Below are 19538 nucleotides of genomic sequence, written 5' to 3'. Positions count from 1 at the left end.
TGCGCGCAGGACGCGCGATCCCCAACCGATCATCGCTTTCCGCGAACAGGTCGAGGCGGGCGGCACGTCCGCGACACCATAGCGGCAAGCCAGAGCTGCACCCCGGTATCGAATCGAGAAGGACACGCCGCGGCACACGAAGTGCGGCGGCAGTTCTCGATTGCCGTCACCGTGCCTTCCTGACCACATACAGGATGAAACAGTCCAATTGCGCCGCAAATGCATCACATTGGTATTGTCTCCCCGAACGTGTCGTGACACTTTCGCCCACCGGATCAACCGGATGAAGACGTGAAACGTCGGTCTTCCGATGCGGGCGCCAGACCCGTGGAAGGCCGGGCGACATGCCGTTGATCGCCGCCGCAATGTTGGCGGCGGTGATACCGAACGGCATTCTTCATCCGATGGTCCCAAAGGCTATCGGGGAAAACTAATGCTGATGTTCAAAGGGTTGATGTCCACGACATGCTGCGCAGTCGCGTTGTTCGCGCTGCCGGCCGAAGCTCAGGTGCAGGCATCGGAGGCGCGTGCGGATGGCGTGACGCAGGATGCGCCGTCGTCGATCGGCGACCCCGTGGCATCCGCGAAGCTGGCGGCCGATACCGGACGCACGAGCGATACCGGGGACGGGTCGGAGATCGTGGTGACGGGCACGCGCATCGTCCGCCCCAACAACCGCTCGGCCGCGCCGATCGTCACCACCACCGCCGCCGAGATTGCGGCGCAGGGCGCGACGACGATCGAAGAGGTGCTGAACCGCCTGCCGCAGGTGCAGGTCAATTCCGAACAGAATTTCAGCGACTCCGAAGGGCGTCAGCGCATCAAGCTGCGCAGCCTGGGCTATGAGCGCACGCTGACGCTGATCGACGGCCTGCGCGTCGGGCTGGCCAACACCATCGACGTCGGCATCATCCCGAACGCGCTGGTCGAGCGCATCGACGTGCTGACCGGCGGCGCATCGTCCGTCTATGGATCGGACGCCGTGTCGGGCGTCGTCAATTTCATTCTGAAGAAGAACTTCGAGGGCATCCGCGCCGACGCCAATTACAGCTTCTACAACCATAACAATCGCAGCAACGCGGTCACCGACGCAGCCGGCCGCGCCGGCTTCAACGCGGCGCGCGGCATGACCAACGACGGCGGCCGCGTCGACGTCAGCCTGGCGGCGGGCGTCAACCTGTTCGACAACCGCGTGAACTTCACCAGCTTCATCAACTATCGCCAGTCGAGCGCGGTCGAGCTGGTCGACCGCTCCTATTCGGTGTGCGAAGCGGTGCAGCCGACCAATACCTCTCCGCTGGGCTGTTCGCGCGCCAGCTTCACGCCGGCGGGCACGATCATCCCGCAATCGGGGCCGCGCGCCGGCGAAATTCTCGTCAACAATCCCAACGGCAACGGCACCTTCATTCCGATCAACAGCGGACCGCAGGGCACGTCCGCCAACCCGTACGACAACTGGGCGGTCCAGCGCGCCTTCAACCGCGTCAATCTGGGCGGCTTCCTGACCGCGAAGATCAGCGACGATATCGAGCTGTACGGCAACGGCCTGTTCTATCGCGACAAGTCGTACAACACGCAGCTCAACCGCACCTTCAACTTCGGCGCGTACGGCACCGAGCCGTTCCGCGTAAATTGCGACAACCCGTTCCTGTCGGGATCGCAGGCAAGCGACCTGTGCGGGGCCAATGCGGGCGTCGCCGGCCAGTTCGCGCCGATCGACGTGCGCTATCGCTTCGACGGGCTGCCCCTGACGCGGCAGGAGTTCACCAACGAGGGCTATCGCATCGTCGCGGGCCTGCGCGGGCGTGGGTTCGACGACGTGTGGTCGTACGATCTCGCGGGCATGATCTCCCGCGCGAGGCTGGATACGATCGACGTGCCGTTCGCCCGGTTCGACACCATCAACAACTCGCTCGACGTGGTCCGCGTCAACGGGACGCCGACGTGCCGATCGGTCGTCAACGGCACCGATCCGGCCTGCGTCCCCTTCAACGCGTTCGCGCCGTTCAATCAGGACGTGGCCCTCAACCAGTATCTGTACGGCGGCGCGACCGGCGGCATCAGCACGCGTATCCCCCGCCTGTTGCAGTTCATCGGCACCGTCAGCGGCGATCTGGGCAAGTACGGCATCACCTCGCCCTTTGCGGAGCAGGGCGTCGCGGTCGCGCTCGGGGCGGAATATCGCGAGGAGCTGGAGCGGACGATCGTCAACGAGATCTTCCAGCAGAATAATGGCGGCGAGAACCAGCGCTTCACGCAGAACATCCTGGAGGCCAACGCCGAGATCCAGGTGCCGTTGGTCGAAAATCGCCCGTTCGCCCGACTGTTGCAGGTCAACGGCGGTTACCGCGTGTCCAAGTACAACCGCCTCGACGGCAAGTTCGACACGTGGAAGGCCGAGGGCATCTGGGCGCCGGTCGAGGATATCACGCTGCGCGGATCGTACAACAAGTCGCAGGCCGCACCGGGCGTCGGCACCGCACAGGGCGCCGCCAACATCTTCTGGAACCAGGGCTTCTACGCCGACCCCTGCGCGCCGCGGATCGATCCGGCCAACCCCAACGGGGCCCGTCTGGCACCGTCCGCCACAGCGGCTCAGTGCGCCAACACCGGCCTGCCCGCCAATCTGTACGGCAGCGCATCGCTGATCTGCCCCGACGATCGCTGCACCGTGCGGGAGGGGGGCTTCGACCTGAAGCCGGAGACCGCCTATACCAAGACGTTCGGCGTCGTCCTGCGCCCGCGCTTCGTGCCGGGGCTGGTGGTGTCGGTCGATCGCTGGCTGATCGACCTGAAGGACCAGCTCGATTTCCTCCAGCCGCAGAACATCATCAGCGAGTGTCTGAACACCGGGAACGATTATTTCTGCCGCGGTATCATTCGCAACCCCGGCAGCGGCACCCTGTCGAGCTCGCCCGCGACCAGCCCGGCGACCGGCTGGGTCGCGCGCGGGTCCGCCAATGGGTACAAGTCGCAGTCGCATGGCTGGGATTTTCAGGGTCAGTATAATGTCGGGCTGGGCAGCGTCGGCCTGCTCGACCTGAGCTTCAACGGCACGCTGATGACCCGCGTCGGTTCGCAGTCTGCACCGACCATCGCGCCGCGCGACTGCGTCGGCTATTTCGGCAATCTGTGCGGTGAGAGCATGCCGAAATGGGCGCACCAGTTCCGCACGACGTGGACCGCGCCGGACCGGTCGACCAGCGTGTCGGTCAACTGGCGCCACCGTGGCGCGATGCCGCTCGACGTGTACGCGCCCGCCGACACCGGGATCCCCGCGCAGGATGCCAGCGCGCGGCGGGACCAGTATCCGGGCGTCGGGTCGTACAACTGGATCGACCTCGCGATCAGCTTCGACATCGACAAGCGCATGACGTTCCGGGTGGCCGCGAACAACATCCTCGATCGCGATCCGCCGTTGATCCCGGACAGCCGCTCGCGGATCGGGCTGCTGCGCGGCAACACGATCATGGGCTACGACCTGCTCGGCCGGCAGATCGTCGCGGGCGTATCGGTGCGGATGTAACCGTCGACCGCCGCCACGCTTCGTTCAGGGCGTGGCGGCGGATGACGCCGACCCGCTATGTCTTTGGATGACCGACCGGAGGCGGCGGCGAGGCGCGACGGGCCTGCCAGCCTTTGCCGGTGATCGTGTCGCCGGCGACGCGGCCCGCATAAACGCGCCCGAACGCGGTGAAGCGCACGACAGGGCCCGTCAAGCTGACGTGCGTCAGCGGGTCGGCCGATCCGGCGCGGACCAGCGTGCCGCCGATATCCTGAAAATGCTGGTGCAGCGACAGGCGGGCACCGTCCGCCAGCACCCATTCGCCGGCGACCGCAGCGGGTACTCGCCACAGGTACAGGTGCGACCCGCCGACCCGGCCGGTGGCGTCCGGCGGCCAGTCGGCCATGTCGAAGGCGTGGCTGACGATGCGTGTGCCGGGGGCGAGGTCGCGCAACAGATGCGGGCGCAGGCGCAGGTTGACGCGCGGGAGCAGGAACATCGTGACGACGGTATGACCGCGCAGCGGCGCGGCGAACAGGTCCTGCGCCACGAAGCGCGTCCGATCGGCGACCCCGGCCTGCACGGCCGCCGCCTTGGCTTCGCCGATCAGCACCGGGTCGATGTCGACACCCGTGCCGGACGCGCCGCGACGGGCGGCGGCGATCAGGATGCGGCCATCGCCGGTACCGAGGTCCAGCACCCGGTCACCGCGCCCGACGCCCGCCATGTCCAGCATCGCTGCGACCACTTCCGGCCGGGTGCCCAGATAGGGCACGTCGAGAGTCGGTCCGCGCCCGGTCAGCGCCGCCCACGAACATCGCGCGACGCCGGGCGACAGGCACCGCGCGCCCAGCGCGACGCTGCCGCTGGCCAAGAGCGTCAGGGCAAGGGCGGCAAGGGTGGAGCGTCGGGACATCGATCGGCTGCGTACCGCCGGGAGGCGCGTGGAGCCAAGACCCGATGTGGTGCGGATCACTCCTGAGCCGATGACTCCGCATGGCGGGTGACGGCTTCGCACAGTTCATGCGTTGCGAGGATGGCGGCGGCCGCGGTCGGCCGCCGCTCGCGGACGGCTTGCAGGAAGTCGGTACACATCGCCTGAAAGCCGCGCTGCTGGCCGACCGGGGCCCAGTCGCCGCGTCGCTGCCGACACTCCGTCCCGGCGGAGCGGACGCGGTCGGCCATGTTCAGCACGGACTGGCGGACGCCGTCGCCGATCACGTCCAGCCGTTCCTCGTCGAGGCCACTGTCGCGGTGCATCGTGCCGATGGCGGTGTAGCCGTCGCCCTCCAGCATCAGCGTCACCGCCGTCAGCAAGCCATCCCGGAGGTGCGTCGCGATCGTGCGATGCCGGATCGGCGCCGGAATCAGGAACAGCAGCGTATCGATGACATGGATGAAGTCGTCGAACACGACCCGGCGCGCGGTGTCGGGCTGCCGATGGCGATGCTTTTCCATGACGATCAGGCTGGCGTTCAACCCGCGCAGCAAGGCGTAATCGGGGGCGAAGCGGCGGTTGAAGCCGATCGTCAGCAGTGTGTCGTTGTGCTCGGCGAGTTCCACAAGCCGTTCTGCGTGCGTGAGCGTGTCTGCGAGCGGTTTGTCGACAAAGGTGGCGATGCGATGTTCCAGCAGCGTCTGCACTAGCGCCGGATGTGCGCTGGTCGCGGCGTGGACGAAGGCGGCGTCGAACCTGTGGGCGGCGAGCGCCTCTTCGATGCCGGTGTGGAGGTGACGCACGTGGAATATGGGTCCCGCTTCCTCCAGCACTCGCCGGTCGCGGGTCGCCAGATGCAGCTCGAGCCCCGGCAGGGTCGATAGAACCGGCAGGTAAGCCTTGTGGGCGATGTCGCCCAATCCCGTAACCAGGACGCGCATGGTGGCTGTCAACTCCGTACGGCCGGGGGCGTCGGACCCCGCAAGACCAGCAACAGCACCCCGCCGATCGCCAGCACGCCAACGCCGACCAGCGCGCTGATGCCGGTATAGGCGATGCTGGAATAGAGCAGATATGCGCTGGTCGCGCAGAACAGCGCGGGTATCAGCGGGTAGAGGGGGACGCGAAAGCAGTCCGGCGGGGGTGGCGAGCGACGCCGCAGCACGAACAGTGCGATCCCGACCATCAACAGGAAGAACCAGAAGACCGGCGCGGTGTATTCGACGACCGCGCCGAACGCGTCGCGCCCGAACGTCGCCCCGATGACGAGCAGGACCGCGATGATGCCCTGGAGCAGCATGGCATTGCCCGGCGTGTCCCGCGTCGCGCTCCAGCGGCCGAGCCAGCGCAGGCGCGGGAACGCGCATCCGAGCGCATAGTTGGTCCGCGCCCCGGTGATGACGGTGGCGTTGGCGGAGGTCAGCGCCGCGATCGCGATCATCAGGCTGATGGCCGCGCCGCCCGCCGGACCGAACGCGCGGGCCATGACGTCCGCGGCGACGGTCTGGCTGCCCGCGACGCCTTCGAGCCCCAGCGCGCGCAGATACGCCCAGTTGACGAGCAGGTAGAGCAGGGTGACCAGACCCAACCCGGCAACCATCACCGGCGCGATGCGGCGGCGTGCATTTTGAAGTTCGGCGGAGATGTAGACCACCTCGCTCCATCCGCCGTAGGTGAGCAGCACGAAGACGAGGACGAGCCCCAGCGCACCCTCCCGCGGGGCGCGGACGGCGGGCACCGCCTCCGGTGCGACGACCAGCCCGGCGACGATGACGCAGACGAGGCCCAGCACCTCCGCACAGGTCATCCAGAACTGCGTTCCCGCGCCCTGACGGATGCCCAGCCAGTTGAGGCCCGTCAGGCCCACGACCAGCAACGTCGCGTACAGGCTGCTGGAATAGGCGCCTAGCGGCAGCAACGCCGCTACGTAATCGCCGAAAACGTAGGCGAGCAGCGCCAGCGATCCGGTCTGGATGACGGCGAGCCGCGCCCAGCCGTACAGGAAGGCCAGATCGCGGCCGAACGCCACTTCGAGGAAGTGGAAATCGCCGCCGGCGCTGGGATGCGCCGACGCGAGTTCGGCGTAACACAGCGCACCGAGGATCGAGAGCAGGCCGCCAAGCGCCCAGGTGCCGAGAAACATAGCCTCGCTCGACGCCGCGCCCGCGACCATCGCCGGTGCGCGGAAGATGCCCGCGCCGATGACGATGCCGACGCACAGCGCCAGCCCATGCCGCAGGCCGAGCGTCGGCCGTGGCTTACCCGCGCGATCGTCCGGTGATGCCGATACGGTGTCCATCCGCCCCTTGTGCAACGTCCGTCGGCGTTCGGGAACCGTCGGGAGACGAATGTCGCCGCCGAACAGGCCGCTTGGGACAGGTCCTGGTGGCGGTACTCGACCTTGCCTCCACCACCAGCCGCTGCGCCAGTCGTCTCGGCCAGCGATGCCTGGTCGACGGTTTCCATGAACCGCAACGTGGGTCTGCGTTGACGGCGTTGTTGCCGACAACTCCGGGCGCGACCGTTGATCGCAATCGAAATCCTGCCCGAAACTGTGACAAACATCACAAATAACTGTGCGCTCCGTCACTGCGCAAGTTCTCCGAACCGGCGAAAGACGTTCGACGGCTTCGCCTGCTGGCGAACGGCCGAGTCGATTACGGGGGATATCATGAAGCAGATCAACAGCCGGGCACGCCTCTATGCAGGGGCGGCCACTATCGCCGTCGTAACGGCCCTGTCCGCACCGGCTGCTGCGCAGTGCGTCACCGATGCCACGACCGTGACCTGTGCGGGCGCCGTCACCTCGGGCGACGTGAACGCGGCGGTGAACGCCGTCGCACCTCCCTCTGTGACGCTGCGGGTGGCGGCGGACACGACGGTCACGCGGACGGCACCCTCGGTTCAACCGGCATCGACCTTCAACGGCGCCGTCGACATCGGCAACGCCGGCACGCTCGGCACGACCGCGGCCACCGTCGGCGTCACCTATTTCGGAACGCCGGACGCCGCCACCAACACCTTCTCCCTGACCAACAGCGGGTTGGTCACGGGTGGCGTGACCGTCGGCGGCGTGGGCGGCGCGATCACCGCGACCAACACGGGTACGCTGGCCGGCGGGCTGCAACTGTCCGGCTCCGGTCCGATCACGCTGAGCAGCAGCGGGCCGATCTACGTCGCCGGCGGCAACGGCAGCACGACGGCGGTGTCGCTCCAGTCGCAGCGCTTCGCCTCGACGACGACTGGGACGTTCGGCGTCGATGCGGTCACGACCAGCACGACGACCGGTGGTCCGGTCACCGCGACCATCACCGGACCGGTGGCGATCCCCGCCGCCGGTGCGGGAACCCCGGCCATCTCGCAGGGCGTGCAGATCGATAGCTTCGGCACCGGCGGATCGGCGCGACTGACCCTCGACGCAGCCGCCGGGCAGGTGCTCGTCCGTGCGCTCGGCACCGACTCGGTCTTCACCCCCGGCAGCAACACCACGACCGTGGGCGGCACGACCACGACGCGCAGTTCCAATACGCAGACGCAGGTCGGCGGCCCGGCATCGGCGACGCTTGGCACCAACGCGCAGGTCGCAAGCCTGAGCGTTCAGGGCGGGCCCAGCGGCGCAAGCGCCTCGATCGCGGGCGGCGTCGGCACCGTGGCCGCACCCGGCTTCGTCAGCGTGACGTCGTCGGCGGCGAACTTCGCCAACACCAGCGAAACGGTCAGCGACGCGACGGGCACCACGACACGGACGACCAGCGTCAACACGCCCGTGGGCGGGGCGGCATCGCTCGACATCACGGCGACGGGACGGGTGATCGGCAACGCCAATGTCACCTCCAGCGCCAGCACCGCGACCGCGAACGTCGCCGGTGCCGTCGGGACGATCGACGGAACCACCGTCCGCACGGGCAGCGTGACGGCAGACGCGCGTGGACAGCGTTCCACCTCGACCGGCGTGTCGACGAGCGGCGGCGGGGCATTCTCGAACGCCAACACCAACAGCCAGACGGCCTCGACCGGCGCGGCGTCCGTCGGCGTCGCGGAAACCGGCCGCGTCCTGGGGTCGATCAGCGCGCTGGCATCGGGGGGGACGGCCTCCACGACGATCGCCGGCCTGGTCGGGGCGAGCGGCGACACCATCGTGTCGGCCAACGTCGTCTCCGATTCGCGCGGCTCGAACACCGAGTCGACCAACAGCAGCAGCAATGCCGCCAATGGCGATTTCGCGAGCAGTTCCACGTTTGCGCAGCGTAACGTCGGGGCCGCGGCCAGCACGACCATCGCCGCCACCGGTCGCGTCGCGGGCAGTGCGAGCGCCTTGTCCAACGCCGGCGACGCGACCGTCGTCGTCGCGGGCACCGTCGGTGCCGGCAGCGGCACGACGGTGACCGTTCAGGGCAACGTCCAGGCGACGGCGCGCGGCATCAACTCCACGCAGGCGAACAGCAACTCGAACGTCGCCGCGACGGGCGACTTCGCGAACAGCCAGAACTCGACGGGTGCCATCACGGGCGGCGCAGCGTCGGCCACGGTAGCGTCGACCGGCGCGGTCTTCGGCAGCGTGACCGCCCTCGGCGATCGCGGGGCGATCGTGGACAATGCGGGCCGCATCCGTGACACGGTGCAGGCGAACAGCTCGCGGACCATCACGCTGGCGCAGGGCAACTCGTCGAGCCAAGTGACGACGGCGGGCGCGGCCGGCGTATCGACGGTGGTGAACCGCAACGCCAACACCAGCCTGAGCCAGACCAGCGGCGGCACCGCCAGCCTCATCAATCGCGCCGGCGGCGTGATCGAGGACGGCGCGTTCGTGTCGGGCGTCGGCGGCGCCACCCTTACCAACGCGGGCGCGATCTTCGGCAATGTCAGCGTGACGTCCGCCGGCAATCGGTCGGACAGCGCGAACTCGTCGGTCACGACGGCGACGACCACGCCGGCGGCGGCGGGCGGCGATACGGTGCGCAGCGAAACGGTATCGGCATCGTCGTCATCGACCACTCCCATCGGCGGCATCGCGACCGGCACCTATGGCGGCACGATCGGCGCCGCACAGGGTTCGTTGCTGGCCGCGGCCACGACGATCAACCAGACGGGTCAGGCCGGCAGCACCGCCACCTTCACGGGCGTCGCTTTTGCCGATGCGTTCACGTCCGCCGGCGCCAGCCGGAGCGAGAACAGCCAGTCGAGCACCAGCCTGACGGTGACCCAGCCGGCGGTCGGCCCGGCGACGCCCGCCAGCGAGACGACGGGCAGCTCCACCTCGCGCAGCGCCACCACCGTCGTGGCGGCGAACAACAGCGTCAGCGTCACCGGCGCGCTGCGCAACAACGGGCTCGGCACCGGTGATTTGCAGGCGACATCCACCGGCGGCACGGTCACCGTGGCGATCGACGGCGGAACGGTGGAGGGTGGCGTATCCGCATTCGCCGGGCCGTCGTTCAACTTCACCAGCGGCTCCGACTCCAGCTTCCGCAACACGCAGGCGGCGACCGTCGCCGGACCGGTGGCTTCGACCGTGGAGCAGTCGAACAACGTCGCGAACTTCAGCGAACAGCGGCTGGTGGCGAGCACCGCCAATGTCGCGCTGACGGGCAACGCCCGCGTCGGCGGGAACGTACAGGTGACGGGTACCGGATCGGGAGCGGGTTCGACCGGAGCGTCGGCCAGCGTCGCCTCGACGGCGTCGATCGGTGGCGCGCTGACCGTCACCGGCGCCAATTCGGTGAATACACGTTTCGACAACAGCAGCGTGGCGACGCGCACCGGTGCGACGGAGACGACGCGCACGGACCGGTCCAGCACCGTGCAGACGCGCTCGCCGAATGCGGGCAATGCGACGGCGACCATCGCCGGTGACGTCGGCGGCACCGTCTCGGTCAATGCACCCTACGCCAGTGCGTCGGCGACGTTGAGCGGCCGTGTCCTGAACGGTAATGGCATCTCGGTGATTTCGAGCGGCACGCTGAGCTCCACTTCGAGCGAAACCCTATCGCGCGGCACGAATGCGACGACGCTGGCGACGCCGCTTCTCCAATCGTCGCGCAATCAGGCGACGAACACGGCTGCCGGCGGGACGGCGACGCTCGCCATCGCCTCCACCGGCATGACGGCATCGTCCGGTGCCTCGGCCGTCGATGGCAGCATCGTCGTCGAGGGCGATGCGGGAGCGACGCTGTCGATCGCGGCCGGCACGCGCGTCCTCGCCAGCAACAACGGCGACATCAATGTCGGCAGCAACGGCAACAGCAGCACGTCGTCGCAGACGGCGAGCTACAATCTGGCGGGTGCGCTGACCGGCCAGACCTTCACCTTCACCAACACGGAGGTCGGCGGTCCGGCCAGCTTCACCAATGCCGGTATCATCGGCAGCTCGACCGGCTATTTCGGCGCGCCGATCGGGATCGACGTGGACAGCATCGGCGGCGTGACGATCGCGAATACCGGCACGATCTACGGGTCGATCGACGCCGACGCCCTGACCAGCAACGATAGCCAGACGACCACGATCACCGGTCTGACCGATCCGGTCACGCAAACCTCGACCACGATCGGCACGACGACGATCGTCGGTGGAACCGCGACGGTCACCAACAGCGGTGTGGTGTCGGGCGACGTCGGCATCGCCGCCGCGACCGGCACGGTCAATAACACCGGCGTGCTGCGCAACGGCGTGTCGCTCGGGTCCGCGCAGTTCGCGGGTACCCAGACGACCACCCAGACCGCCACGTCCAGCAACGTCACCGTGACTGCCCCGGCGACGCGCTTCGTCCAGACCTACACGCTCAACCAGAACGGGCTGCTGCTGAACGGCGTCAGCGTATCGGGCGCGACGGTCGGCGACTTCTCGACCAACGCCCCCGCCAACGCGACGCTGCGCACCAGCGACGTCCGCGCGACGATCAACCTGGGCAACGGGTCGGTGACGACGGGCAACATCGATGCCCAGATCGACATGGCTCGCGCACGGTTGACCGACACGACGGTGAACCTGACCGGCAGCGGGTCGCTGGGGGCGGGCACCGGCCTGACGCCGCCGGCATCGCTGGGCTTCGGCGCGGCAGCGCTGCGATACGAGAACACGCCCAATTTCGCCGCATTCGCGGCGACGGACCCGGCGCTGGGCAATTCCGCCAGCGGCACGTTCGTGCCCTCGGTCGGGATCGCCAGCGGCTCGCGGATCACCGGCGTCAACGTGGTCGAGCGTAATGGACCGGGTGTCTTCACGATCGTCGGTGCGCCGTACTTGTCCGTATCGAACGCCAACCCGTTGGCGGTGTATACGATGGATGTCGGCACGTTGCGGATCACCAGCGGCGAGCTGCAGCTCGGCGTTGCCGGGACGGACCCCGCCAACAGCGCGGCGGTCTTCGGCATCCGCGGCAATGTCGTGAACAGCGGCGGTACGTTGCTCCTCGGGCGCCGGGTCACGGACGGGACGACCTCGGTCGTGCAGGGCACCAATGTTCGGGTGGACGGCAACTTCACCCAGGCGGCAGGCGGCACCTTGTCGCTGGCTGCGACGCCGGCGCTGGTGCGGATCGCGGGCACGCAGGTTGGTGCGCAACCCGCCGACGGCATCCTCGGCTTCGGCGGGTATGGCGTCGCATTGACCCCGTTCGTGCCGTTCGATCCGCTCGCCACCAACCAGCTTCGCTCGACCCCGTCGACGTTGACGGTCAACGGCGACCTGACGCTGGCCGGCACGGTCAGCATCGCGGCGCAGCCGGGTGCGATCTATGCCGCGGGCCGCAACGCCGACCTGATCACCGTGTCGGGAACGTTCAATGCGGCGGGTCTGACGGTCAGCACGCCGATGAACTCGCCCTTCGTCCGCTTCGCGCTCACCCCGCGCACGGTCGGTGGCCAGACGGTCGTGTCCGTGGACGTGACGCGCACCTCCTACGCGTCGGTGACGACGACCGGTAACGCGTCGGCGGCGGCGGTCGCGCTCGACGCCGCGGTTCCAAGCGTCATCGCCCAGTTGCGCGCAGTGCCCAACCCGAACGCGGTGACCGACGTAGAGAGCTATGCCAACGTGCAGGATCTGGCGACGATCATCTCCGCGCTCGATACGCAACTCAACGCCGCGACCGCGACCGTTGCGTTCGATCAGCTCGGCTCGGGATCGATCTACGGTTCGCTGTCCGCGGTCACGGCGACCGCACCATTCGGCGATCCGCTGGACGCGGCGGTCACCGCCGACGCCGGGCTTGGACTGTGGATGCGCCCGGTGGGCCTGTTCTCACGGTTCGACGGCGATAGCGGTACGGGTGCGGGCCGTCTGAAGGCCGACAATTATGGCGGCTCGGCCGGGATCAGCATCACCACGGGCAACGAAGGCGCGTTCGGGATCGGTGGTGGTTACGGCCGCATCAACGCCCGCGACAAGGCGTACGCCTCGACCGCCAAGGCCGACACCTACATGATCGGGCTCTTCGGGCGTCAGCGCTCGGGCGGTTTCGATCTGGCGGTGCAGGGGGTGTTCGGGTGGAGCAACTGGAATGTGGTGCGCGCACTGCCGCTCTTCTCCCGCACCGCCGACAGCAGCTTCAACAGCAAGGAGTTCCGTCTGACCGCCCGGGTCGGATACGACGTGCTGCTGAACGGGATGACGGTGACGCCGTTCGGTCGCGTCGACCTGCGCCATTACGACTTCGAAGCGTTCAGCGAGCGTAACGCCGGCGGCATCGGTCTGGCCGTGGCGTCGCGCGAGAAGACGGTGTTCAACCCCGAGGCCGGCGTCCGTATCTCGGGCGATACCGGTGGGTTCCGTCCGTTCGCCGAAGCATCCTACGTCTTCCAGGGAAATGTCGGCAACGATCGTCAAGTGTCCTTCCTGGGTGATCGCGCCAACAGCTTCCGGATCGAGGGCGTCGATCCGGACGGTTATGCCCGCATCGGTGCCGGCCTGATGGCCGACCTCTATGGCGCCAACTTCAGCCTTCGCGGCAGCTATTTGACGGGTGGCGGCAATCGCGCGGGTGAAGTGTCGGGTGCAGTTACCTTCCGCTTCTAAATCCATCCCCCAAGCTAAAGGGGCGACGCAAGTCGCCCCTTTTTTTTGTCTGATGAATATCTTTTCGTCAGGTCCGATGCGAATTCGAGTGCAATGCGATCTTCCAGCGGGCATCGGCTCGCGAGGGGATCGACGAACTTGAAGCTTGCGGGGTGAAACGCTTCGTATTCAGGTCCGTCGCAAGAATGGGCGGGCGACGTGCGGGGGACGATGCAGGGAGAAGACGAGCGCTTCGACGGGTGGAAGGCCATCGCCCGTCATCTCGGCAGGGATCGTTCGACCGTCATCCGTTGGGCCAAGGATCGCGGCCTGCCGGTGCATGCGATGCCCGGAGGAAAGAGCCGGACCGTCTATGCCGTTCGCCGCGAGCTCGATGCGTGGATGCGCGGTGACGGCGTGCAACCTGCGGCTAACGGCGGTTCCGACTTGGTCGAGGATGACGAAGCACGACCGCTCCCGCCGGAGCCGCCGTCATCGTTCGATCCTCCTCCCTCGGGCAGGGCACCGGGCGACGCCGTCGCCCGGTCGCCGACAGCGCGGGCAGGGCGGTGGGCGATGGCTGCCGCGGCGGCGATCCTGATCGTCGCGCCCGGTATCTACTTGCTTGCGAAAGAAAGACCCGCGCCGGATCAGGATCGGCAGGTACGGCTCGATCCCGCGACCGACGCTCGCCTGTTGCGGGCGCGGGACGACATCGCGTCGCGGTCCGAGCCGCGTCTCCGCGCGGCGATCGCGTCGCTCCGCACGATGGACCGGCAGTCGAGTGGACATAGCGGCATCCATGAGGCGCTGGCCGAAGGGTATCTGCTGGCGCGCGAGTTCGGATCGCTGCCCGACGCACTCGCTTTGGAAAAGGCTCGGCAGGAGGCGGAACTGGTGCTGCGGGTCGACGGCGACTCCGCCGTCGCGATGCGGGTGCTGGGGGTCGTATCCTATTGGCGTGATCGCGATGTCCAGCGCGGCGGCGATCTGTTCCGACGCGCCATCGCCGCCGATCCTCAGGACGCTCTGGCGCATCAATGGTACGCCAATATCCTTGCCGACAACGGCGATTTCGCTGGGGCCTTTCGCGAGTTCGCGGTCGCCCGGTCGCTCAGTCCGGGTGCCGCCTATCTGCTCGCCGATTACGCCTGGGCTCTATGGTCGGCCGGACGCGAGCGGCAGGCCGAGGCCATATTGCTGGATCTGGCGGCACGCTATCCCGATCTCGCCAGCGTCTATGACTGCCTGAGCGTGACGGCGTTCGCGCGCGGCGATTTCGCGGGCTACGCCAAGCGGCTGAAGACGCGCGCGAGCGCACGCGGCGCTGCGGAGCTCATCAGCTATTCGAAGCTGGTCGGCGAGGCGGCCACGCGCGACGATCGCGTTCTGTACGATGTCATGCTGACCCGCGGATTGACCTACGCCGAAGCGATGCCCGCCTCCGATCATAGCTGGCCCGCCTTCGTCGCCAGCGTGTTCGGGGATCGGAACCAGCTTCTCGCCATTCTGACGCGGGCGAGCGAGCGCGACGAAAAATGGGGGGCCTCCGGCTATACCCGCCGTATCGTCGCACGCTGGAAAACCGACCACGCGGTCGTCGAGGCGATCGGGCGCCTCGTTCAGCCGCCGATCGAGCCCCGCTCCGCCGCGTTGCGACCATTTGCGACGTGATGCGACGCCGCATTCCGGGGCTTTTCCTCTAGTTCCCGTCGCGTCGGGAGCGTCACGCTTTGGGCACGCCGGGGGGCGACGGGGACGATGGAAGCAGGGGCAAGCTGGCCCGTGGCGATGCCGCCACGGTTCGGAGGGGGAGTGCTGGAAACCGGGCGGATCGAGCGGATCCGCCCGGCGACCAGGGTACGGCCGGGGGATGCCTTCCATTGCCCGGACAATGGCGACGTCGCGATCGTGCAATCCGGCGCCCTGGCGGTCGAACTGATGATGACGGGCGGGAGCGTCCTGCCGCTGGTCCGATACCGCGCCGGGGATATCGCGCCGGTGCTCTCTCGATTGTCTACGCCCGCCTTTTCGCTGGGCTATCGTGCGCTCGAGCTGACCCAGATGAGCTGGTTGCCCAGCCACCGGATCGACGACGCGGTGCGCGGTGGGATCGCCCGCTCCCGCGACGATCTCTTGAATGCCAGCATGCGCCAGATCACGTACCTGGCCTGTCTTCCCGCATCCTACCGGCTGTACATCGAGCTTCTGCGTTGCGCCCAGTCGGCGGGAGATGGTCCGTTTGCGATGCCGACGCATGGCGAGCTGTCGGCGCGGGTGTGCACGACGCGGGAGACCATATCCCGGGAGCTTTCGATCCTCCGACGGGAAGGCGTGTTGTCGCCGGGCAAGGTCGCGCGGTTGCTGGCGCCGGCCGACCTCATGAAAAGGATCGCGCGCGTCCTGAACCTGGAGCGCGAATCCGATGTCTGGGAAAGCTTTGGCATGATGCCCGTCGCGGCCGCATGACGGGTATGCCACGTGATCCCAACCGGCTTCCGGCGCGGTCCGGTCGTTCCGGGCATCGCTAGCCGTCGATCGCGGGCGATAGGGAAATCCGGCTCAGGCTGGGATGACAATGCTTTGCAGCGCATGCGGTTACGGCAATCGCGCTGATCCAAGTTGAACGGTCCCCCGTCCCGAGGAACGCGGAACACATCGACATGGTTGGCCCGAGGAGATCGGGAGCAAGTCGATGAGCAACGTTGATTTTCTGGTAAGTCGTGCGCTTCAGGAGCGTCGGCAGGCGGACGCCAGCAGCGACATGGCCGTGCGCGACGTCCATCGCATGCTGGCGGAGCGATATTTCGACGAGGCGTGGAGCCTTAATGAGGCAGACGACAACGCCCCGCCCATGGACGAGCAGATTTGGCGTCACTGAAAAGCGGCGCCGGCCCTTCCTTCCAGATGCGGTATGGACGGCCTGGTCAACAGGCCGCCGGTCGGCGTCACTGTGCCGGGGCGAGGGTCGTTCCAGGACTGGACATCGCCTGCACCACAGCGACCTCGATCGGCGTCAGGCCGCTCATCCGCTCGACATCCTCCGCCACCGCCACGCGCATCGATCCAAGTTGATCGGGACCGCGCAGGTCGGAAGCCACGGCAGGGCGTGCGGCACCGAAAAGCCCCAGCTTCATATGTTTCGTACTTTCCCAGTATGTCCGACGCGGAGCCCTTCTCCACGTGCCGAGCGTATAATGCCGGCTGGCGATACTGGTTCCGGACGTGACAAGCCCTTTTGTTCGAAGGGTAAAATTCGGGATTACGCGATAGTGATGACGCCGTCCGACGTCGGCGATGCATGTCGCATTTCGCTTTTCAGATGCAGGATGTTCGAATGGAGCGCCTCCGCTCCGGTGCGCTGGGCGATATCGCGAAGACGGCGGGCGCGAACGACGTAGCGGACGATGCCCGCATCGGTCGTGGCGTTGAACGCCAAGTCGTTTCCAATCCAGCGCGCACTGGCAAAGTTCGGTGTCCACATGATGGACGCAATCCCCCTTTAGCGTTCCGCAGCACGCGCTCCCCAGAGCCTGCCGACGGATCGCAACCGTTTCGACGCCTGCGATGCGGGCGACAAAACCAAATTGAGGTGTTTTGGTTAATCAAATGATAACGGGGAAATCGGCCCTTGCGGCGAGATCGATCATCTCGCTCCAGTCCAGCTGCTCACGCGTGCCGTCGACGACCAGGAAGAGGCGGCGCTGCTCGCCCCGGTCGCTGGAGATCGCAAGCGCCACCATTTCGGCGACCGCGCCGCGCGCGACCTCGATCGATGGCATCCATGCCTTTGCGCCCGGTTGCCACAGTCGCGCTCCCCACCAATAACCGGGCGCGCTAGGCCGCGTTTGAGAACCAAGCTGCATGATCGGCAGAGGCTTTAGCCCCACACCGGTTGCGTGCAATCGGGCCGACCGCAGACTGGCGCGGATGCCGGTCGGATGGGCGCTTCGTGGGGACGGGATGGGGCGGGACGCGCTGGGTCGAGAGGGGGCGGACGGGTGAAGCCCGGTCGATGGCGATCACGCCACCATCAGGCGGTCACCTTCGAATACCCGACATGCGCGACCGTCATATGGGCGGCGGTCAGGGCTTCGCAGACGGCCAGCAGGAACCGGTCCGAGGCACGCATGCGCCCGCTCGCGTGATCGGCGATGATGATCTCGCATTCCTGGATGACGTGCGACACGACCTCCAGGCTGGATTTCAGATCCTGGTGGCTGAACCCCACCCCGGCCTTGCGTCCCGTCAGAACCCGGTCGCTGACGCGATTGAGCTGCTGCGAGAAGGTGGCCAGTCGCGACATCGCCTGAGCTTCGGAAATCACGAAATTCATGGGACATTTTCCACGGTGGCGTCTTCCGGGCCGGAAAACTCCGCGGCACGATTGGCGTCCGAACCTTGTCGTCGGGTAAACGGGTGGGCAAAAACATGAGGTTGCGCGGGCCATCCCCTGACGGCGGGGATTACCGGGTCGCGCGGGCGTCCACCTGTTTCGACACGACAGTCCATTCGGCGTCGCCGAGCCGCATTTCCTGTTGATGGCCGTTGGTCGTCAACGTGACCACTTGCTTGATCCGGTTGTCGAAGATGCAGGTATAGTCGCGGGCCTCGATCCTGCCGCCGGCGACATCGGCCGCCAACCGATCATAGGCGCGCCGCACGAAGGTCGTCGCTTCGCCTTCACTGATGCGCGCCGTATCCTTTGGTCGAATCGGCGCTCTGGGATCGCTGCGCAGGTTTGCCGGAAGGCTGCGCAGTTCCTGCGCCGCCAACAGGGTTTCGCATCGTTTGGTGACCGCCGCCGCCTGCTCGGCATTTTGGCATCCACCGATCCAGAGGCACAGGGTGGCAGCAACGGCTCGTCTCATGCATCGGCCCTTCGGAGCGTTTGGTTGCCGCAGCATAGAGCAGCCCGAACGTTCTCGCATCGCCCAAAACACGACAGCGCATCGCGGCCGGAGCCGGACACTCGCCCCGCTCGTTGTGGGTCAGCAACGAGGGATAATCGAGATGGGGTGGAGCAAGATCGGGAAGGGCGGAATACCGATCGATCGATCGCCGATGATCCGCGCGGGCGAGGCAAGGCAGCCGGTCGCGGAATACCGAAGCGCGGACGACGTCGGAGATCGCGGCAGGGCGCTCGTCCGGACCTCGTCGGCGCGGAGGGGCGCGACACCCCGAAACGATAATCCGACCCTGGCGAGCTTCGCGGCGTGACGAAGCTGATCGTCTGGCATGACGGGGCGTGTCCGCTGTGCCGAAAGGAGATCGCGTTGATGCGGAGGCTGGATCGGCGCGGGGCGATCGCCTTCGTCGATGTGGCCGAACCTCGCAGCGCGTGTCCTATCGATCGCAAGACGATGCTGGCGCGGCTGCATGCGGAGGAGGACGGGTGTCTGATATCCGGTGCGGCGGCCTTTGCGGCGATGTGGCGGGCTATACCCGTGTTGCGACCCTTGGGGCTCGCGGCGCGCAATGCTGTGGTCCTGTCGATGCTGGAACGCGGCTACCGGCTGTTTCTGCACGTCAGGCCGTCGTTGCAATCGCTGGCACGCAGGATGGAACAACGATGAGGTCTGTCGTGCCCGAGATCGCAGGGCCGGGACAGGAGAGCGTCTGGGACTATCCGCGGCCGGCGATCGCCGAGGCGACCGGCCGCCATATTCGGATCGAACATCGCGGCGTAGTCATCGCCGAGACGCATGCCGCGGTCCGGACGTTGGAGACGAGCCACCCGCCCAGCTATTATCTGCCGCCGGCCGATATCAGGATGTCGGCGTTGCGCCGGTCCGGCCGCGGCTCGTTCTGCGAGTGGAAGGGTCAGGCGATCTATTATGACGTGGTGTTCGAGGGAGGGGTCTTTCTCGATGTGGCGTGGAGCTATCCGAGTCCGACCCCCCGGTTCGTCGGTCTGCGCGACCACATCGCCTTCTACGCCGGTCCGTTCGACGCGTGCCTCGTCGATGGCGAACGGGTCGTGCCTCAACCGGGCGACTTTTACGGCGGCTGGATCACGAACGACATCGTCGGACCCTTCAAGGGCGTGCCCGGCAGTCGCTTCTGGTAGTTGCGAGCCGACGCCTTGCCGCTCATAAGATCAT

Annotated in this window: 16 protein-coding genes; 7 read left to right on the top strand and 9 right to left on the bottom strand. The window is 67.3% G+C overall.

Going from position 1 to position 19538, the window contains the following annotated elements; all coding sequences use genetic code 11:
• Positions 1–166: 166 nt before the first annotated feature.
• Positions 167–394: a hypothetical protein gene (locus tag AC0CH8_RS13240; RefSeq protein WP_465240301.1), complete on the bottom strand. Its 228-nt coding sequence runs from the start codon at positions 392–394 to the stop codon at positions 167–169.
• A 39-nt stretch (positions 395–433) separates the two neighbouring features.
• Here AC0CH8_RS13240 and AC0CH8_RS13235 point away from each other — a divergent pair, with 39 nt between their 5' ends.
• Positions 434–3526: a TonB-dependent receptor domain-containing protein gene (locus tag AC0CH8_RS13235; RefSeq protein ID WP_465240300.1), complete on the top strand. Its 3093-nt coding sequence runs from the start codon at positions 434–436 to the stop codon at positions 3524–3526.
• 55 nt (positions 3527–3581) lie between these two features.
• Here AC0CH8_RS13235 and AC0CH8_RS13230 read toward each other — a convergent pair whose 3' ends face one another.
• Genes AC0CH8_RS13230 through AC0CH8_RS13220 form a run of 3 tightly spaced genes read right to left on the bottom strand, consistent with a single transcriptional unit; the run spans position 3582 to position 6741 of the window.
• Positions 3582–4421, bottom strand: a complete 840-nt coding sequence (locus AC0CH8_RS13230) for an SAM-dependent methyltransferase (protein ID WP_465240299.1) — start codon at positions 4419–4421, stop codon at positions 3582–3584.
• A 56-nt stretch (positions 4422–4477) separates the two neighbouring features.
• Positions 4478–5383: a Gfo/Idh/MocA family protein gene (locus AC0CH8_RS13225; RefSeq protein ID WP_465240298.1), complete on the bottom strand. Its 906-nt coding sequence runs from the start codon at positions 5381–5383 to the stop codon at positions 4478–4480.
• Positions 5384–5391: 8 nt separating this feature from the next.
• Entirely contained in the window at positions 5392–6741 is a 1350-nt protein-coding gene (locus tag AC0CH8_RS13220; RefSeq protein WP_465240297.1) for an APC family permease, read from the bottom strand.
• Positions 6742–7113: 372 nt separating this feature from the next.
• Between AC0CH8_RS13220 and AC0CH8_RS13215 the strand changes: the two genes are divergently transcribed.
• From AC0CH8_RS13215 to AC0CH8_RS13200, 4 genes are all read left to right on the top strand, one after another.
• Positions 7114–13455, top strand: a complete 6342-nt coding sequence (locus AC0CH8_RS13215) for a hypothetical protein (protein ID WP_465240296.1) — start codon at positions 7114–7116, stop codon at positions 13453–13455.
• A 210-nt stretch (positions 13456–13665) separates the two neighbouring features.
• A complete protein-coding gene (locus AC0CH8_RS13210) occupies positions 13666–15108 on the top strand; it encodes a tetratricopeptide repeat protein (RefSeq protein ID WP_465240295.1) in 1443 nt (480 codons plus the stop codon).
• A gap of 141 nt (positions 15109–15249) precedes the next feature.
• On the top strand, positions 15250–15903 hold the full coding sequence (locus AC0CH8_RS13205) for a Crp/Fnr family transcriptional regulator (protein WP_465240294.1): 654 nt from the start codon (positions 15250–15252) through the stop codon (positions 15901–15903).
• A 226-nt stretch (positions 15904–16129) separates the two neighbouring features.
• Entirely contained in the window at positions 16130–16315 is a 186-nt protein-coding gene (locus AC0CH8_RS13200; protein ID WP_465240293.1) for a hypothetical protein, read from the top strand.
• A gap of 67 nt (positions 16316–16382) precedes the next feature.
• Here AC0CH8_RS13200 and AC0CH8_RS13195 read toward each other — a convergent pair whose 3' ends face one another.
• The 5 genes from AC0CH8_RS13195 to AC0CH8_RS13175 all read right to left on the bottom strand — a co-directional run bounded on the left by AC0CH8_RS13195 (position 16383) and on the right by AC0CH8_RS13175 (position 18305).
• On the bottom strand, positions 16383–16571 hold the full coding sequence (locus tag AC0CH8_RS13195) for a hypothetical protein (protein ID WP_465240292.1): 189 nt from the start codon (positions 16569–16571) through the stop codon (positions 16383–16385).
• Between the two features lie 125 nt (positions 16572–16696).
• Positions 16697–16918: a hypothetical protein gene (locus AC0CH8_RS13190; protein ID WP_465240291.1), complete on the bottom strand. Its 222-nt coding sequence runs from the start codon at positions 16916–16918 to the stop codon at positions 16697–16699.
• A gap of 121 nt (positions 16919–17039) precedes the next feature.
• Positions 17040–17216 (bottom strand): hypothetical protein, encoded by a 177-nt coding sequence (locus tag AC0CH8_RS13185; RefSeq protein WP_204196642.1) that lies wholly within the window; start codon positions 17214–17216, stop codon positions 17040–17042.
• 251 nt (positions 17217–17467) lie between these two features.
• A complete protein-coding gene (locus tag AC0CH8_RS13180; RefSeq protein WP_204196645.1) occupies positions 17468–17770 on the bottom strand; it encodes a hypothetical protein in 303 nt (100 codons plus the stop codon).
• Positions 17771–17900: 130 nt separating this feature from the next.
• Positions 17901–18305, bottom strand: coding sequence for a hypothetical protein (locus tag AC0CH8_RS13175; protein ID WP_465240290.1), 405 nt, complete (start codon positions 18303–18305; stop codon positions 17901–17903).
• Positions 18306–18650: 345 nt separating this feature from the next.
• On the opposite strand from AC0CH8_RS13175, the gene AC0CH8_RS13170 reads away from it, so the two are divergent.
• Positions 18651–19010 carry a thiol-disulfide oxidoreductase DCC family protein gene (locus AC0CH8_RS13170; protein ID WP_465240289.1) on the top strand — a complete coding sequence of 120 codons (360 nt, stop codon included), beginning with the start codon at positions 18651–18653 and terminating at the stop codon, positions 19008–19010.
• Positions 19007–19504: a DUF427 domain-containing protein gene (locus AC0CH8_RS13165; RefSeq protein WP_465240288.1), complete on the top strand. Its 498-nt coding sequence runs from the start codon at positions 19007–19009 to the stop codon at positions 19502–19504. The genes AC0CH8_RS13170 and AC0CH8_RS13165 overlap by 4 nt, the downstream gene beginning before the upstream one ends.
• Positions 19505–19538: the final 34 nt, after the last annotated feature.

This window comes from Sphingomonas sp. AC435, from assembly GCF_979253005.1.
The sequence above is the reverse complement of the archived record's forward strand: the minus strand, read 5'-3'. Positions and strand labels throughout refer to the sequence as shown.

Bases quoted from the DNA above. Each gene is read 5' to 3' on its own strand.
- AC0CH8_RS13225 (WP_465240298.1), bottom strand. From the start codon at position 5,383: ATGCGCGTCCTGGTTACGGGATTGGGCGACATCGCCCACAAGGCTTAC.
- AC0CH8_RS13165 (WP_465240288.1), top strand. From the start codon at position 19,007: ATGAGGTCTGTCGTGCCCGAGATCGCAGGGCCGGGACAGGAGAGCGTC.
- AC0CH8_RS13235 (WP_465240300.1), top strand. From the start codon at position 434: ATGCTGATGTTCAAAGGGTTGATGTCCACGACATGCTGCGCAGTCGCG.
- AC0CH8_RS13180 (WP_204196645.1), bottom strand. From the start codon at position 17,770: ATGAATTTCGTGATTTCCGAAGCTCAGGCGATGTCGCGACTGGCCACC.
- AC0CH8_RS13230 (WP_465240299.1), bottom strand. From the start codon at position 4,421: ATGTCCCGACGCTCCACCCTTGCCGCCCTTGCCCTGACGCTCTTGGCC.
- AC0CH8_RS13240 (WP_465240301.1), bottom strand. From the start codon at position 394: ATGCCGTTCGGTATCACCGCCGCCAACATTGCGGCGGCGATCAACGGC.
- AC0CH8_RS13190 (WP_465240291.1), bottom strand. From the start codon at position 16,918: ATGTGGACACCGAACTTTGCCAGTGCGCGCTGGATTGGAAACGACTTG.
- AC0CH8_RS13200 (WP_465240293.1), top strand. From the start codon at position 16,130: ATGAGCAACGTTGATTTTCTGGTAAGTCGTGCGCTTCAGGAGCGTCGG.
- AC0CH8_RS13210 (WP_465240295.1), top strand. From the start codon at position 13,666: ATGCAGGGAGAAGACGAGCGCTTCGACGGGTGGAAGGCCATCGCCCGT.
- AC0CH8_RS13195 (WP_465240292.1), bottom strand. From the start codon at position 16,571: ATGAAGCTGGGGCTTTTCGGTGCCGCACGCCCTGCCGTGGCTTCCGAC.
- AC0CH8_RS13215 (WP_465240296.1), top strand. From the start codon at position 7,114: ATGAAGCAGATCAACAGCCGGGCACGCCTCTATGCAGGGGCGGCCACT.
- AC0CH8_RS13185 (WP_204196642.1), bottom strand. From the start codon at position 17,216: ATGCCATCGATCGAGGTCGCGCGCGGCGCGGTCGCCGAAATGGTGGCG.
- AC0CH8_RS13220 (WP_465240297.1), bottom strand. From the start codon at position 6,741: ATGGACACCGTATCGGCATCACCGGACGATCGCGCGGGTAAGCCACGG.
- AC0CH8_RS13175 (WP_465240290.1), bottom strand. From the start codon at position 18,305: ATGAGACGAGCCGTTGCTGCCACCCTGTGCCTCTGGATCGGTGGATGC.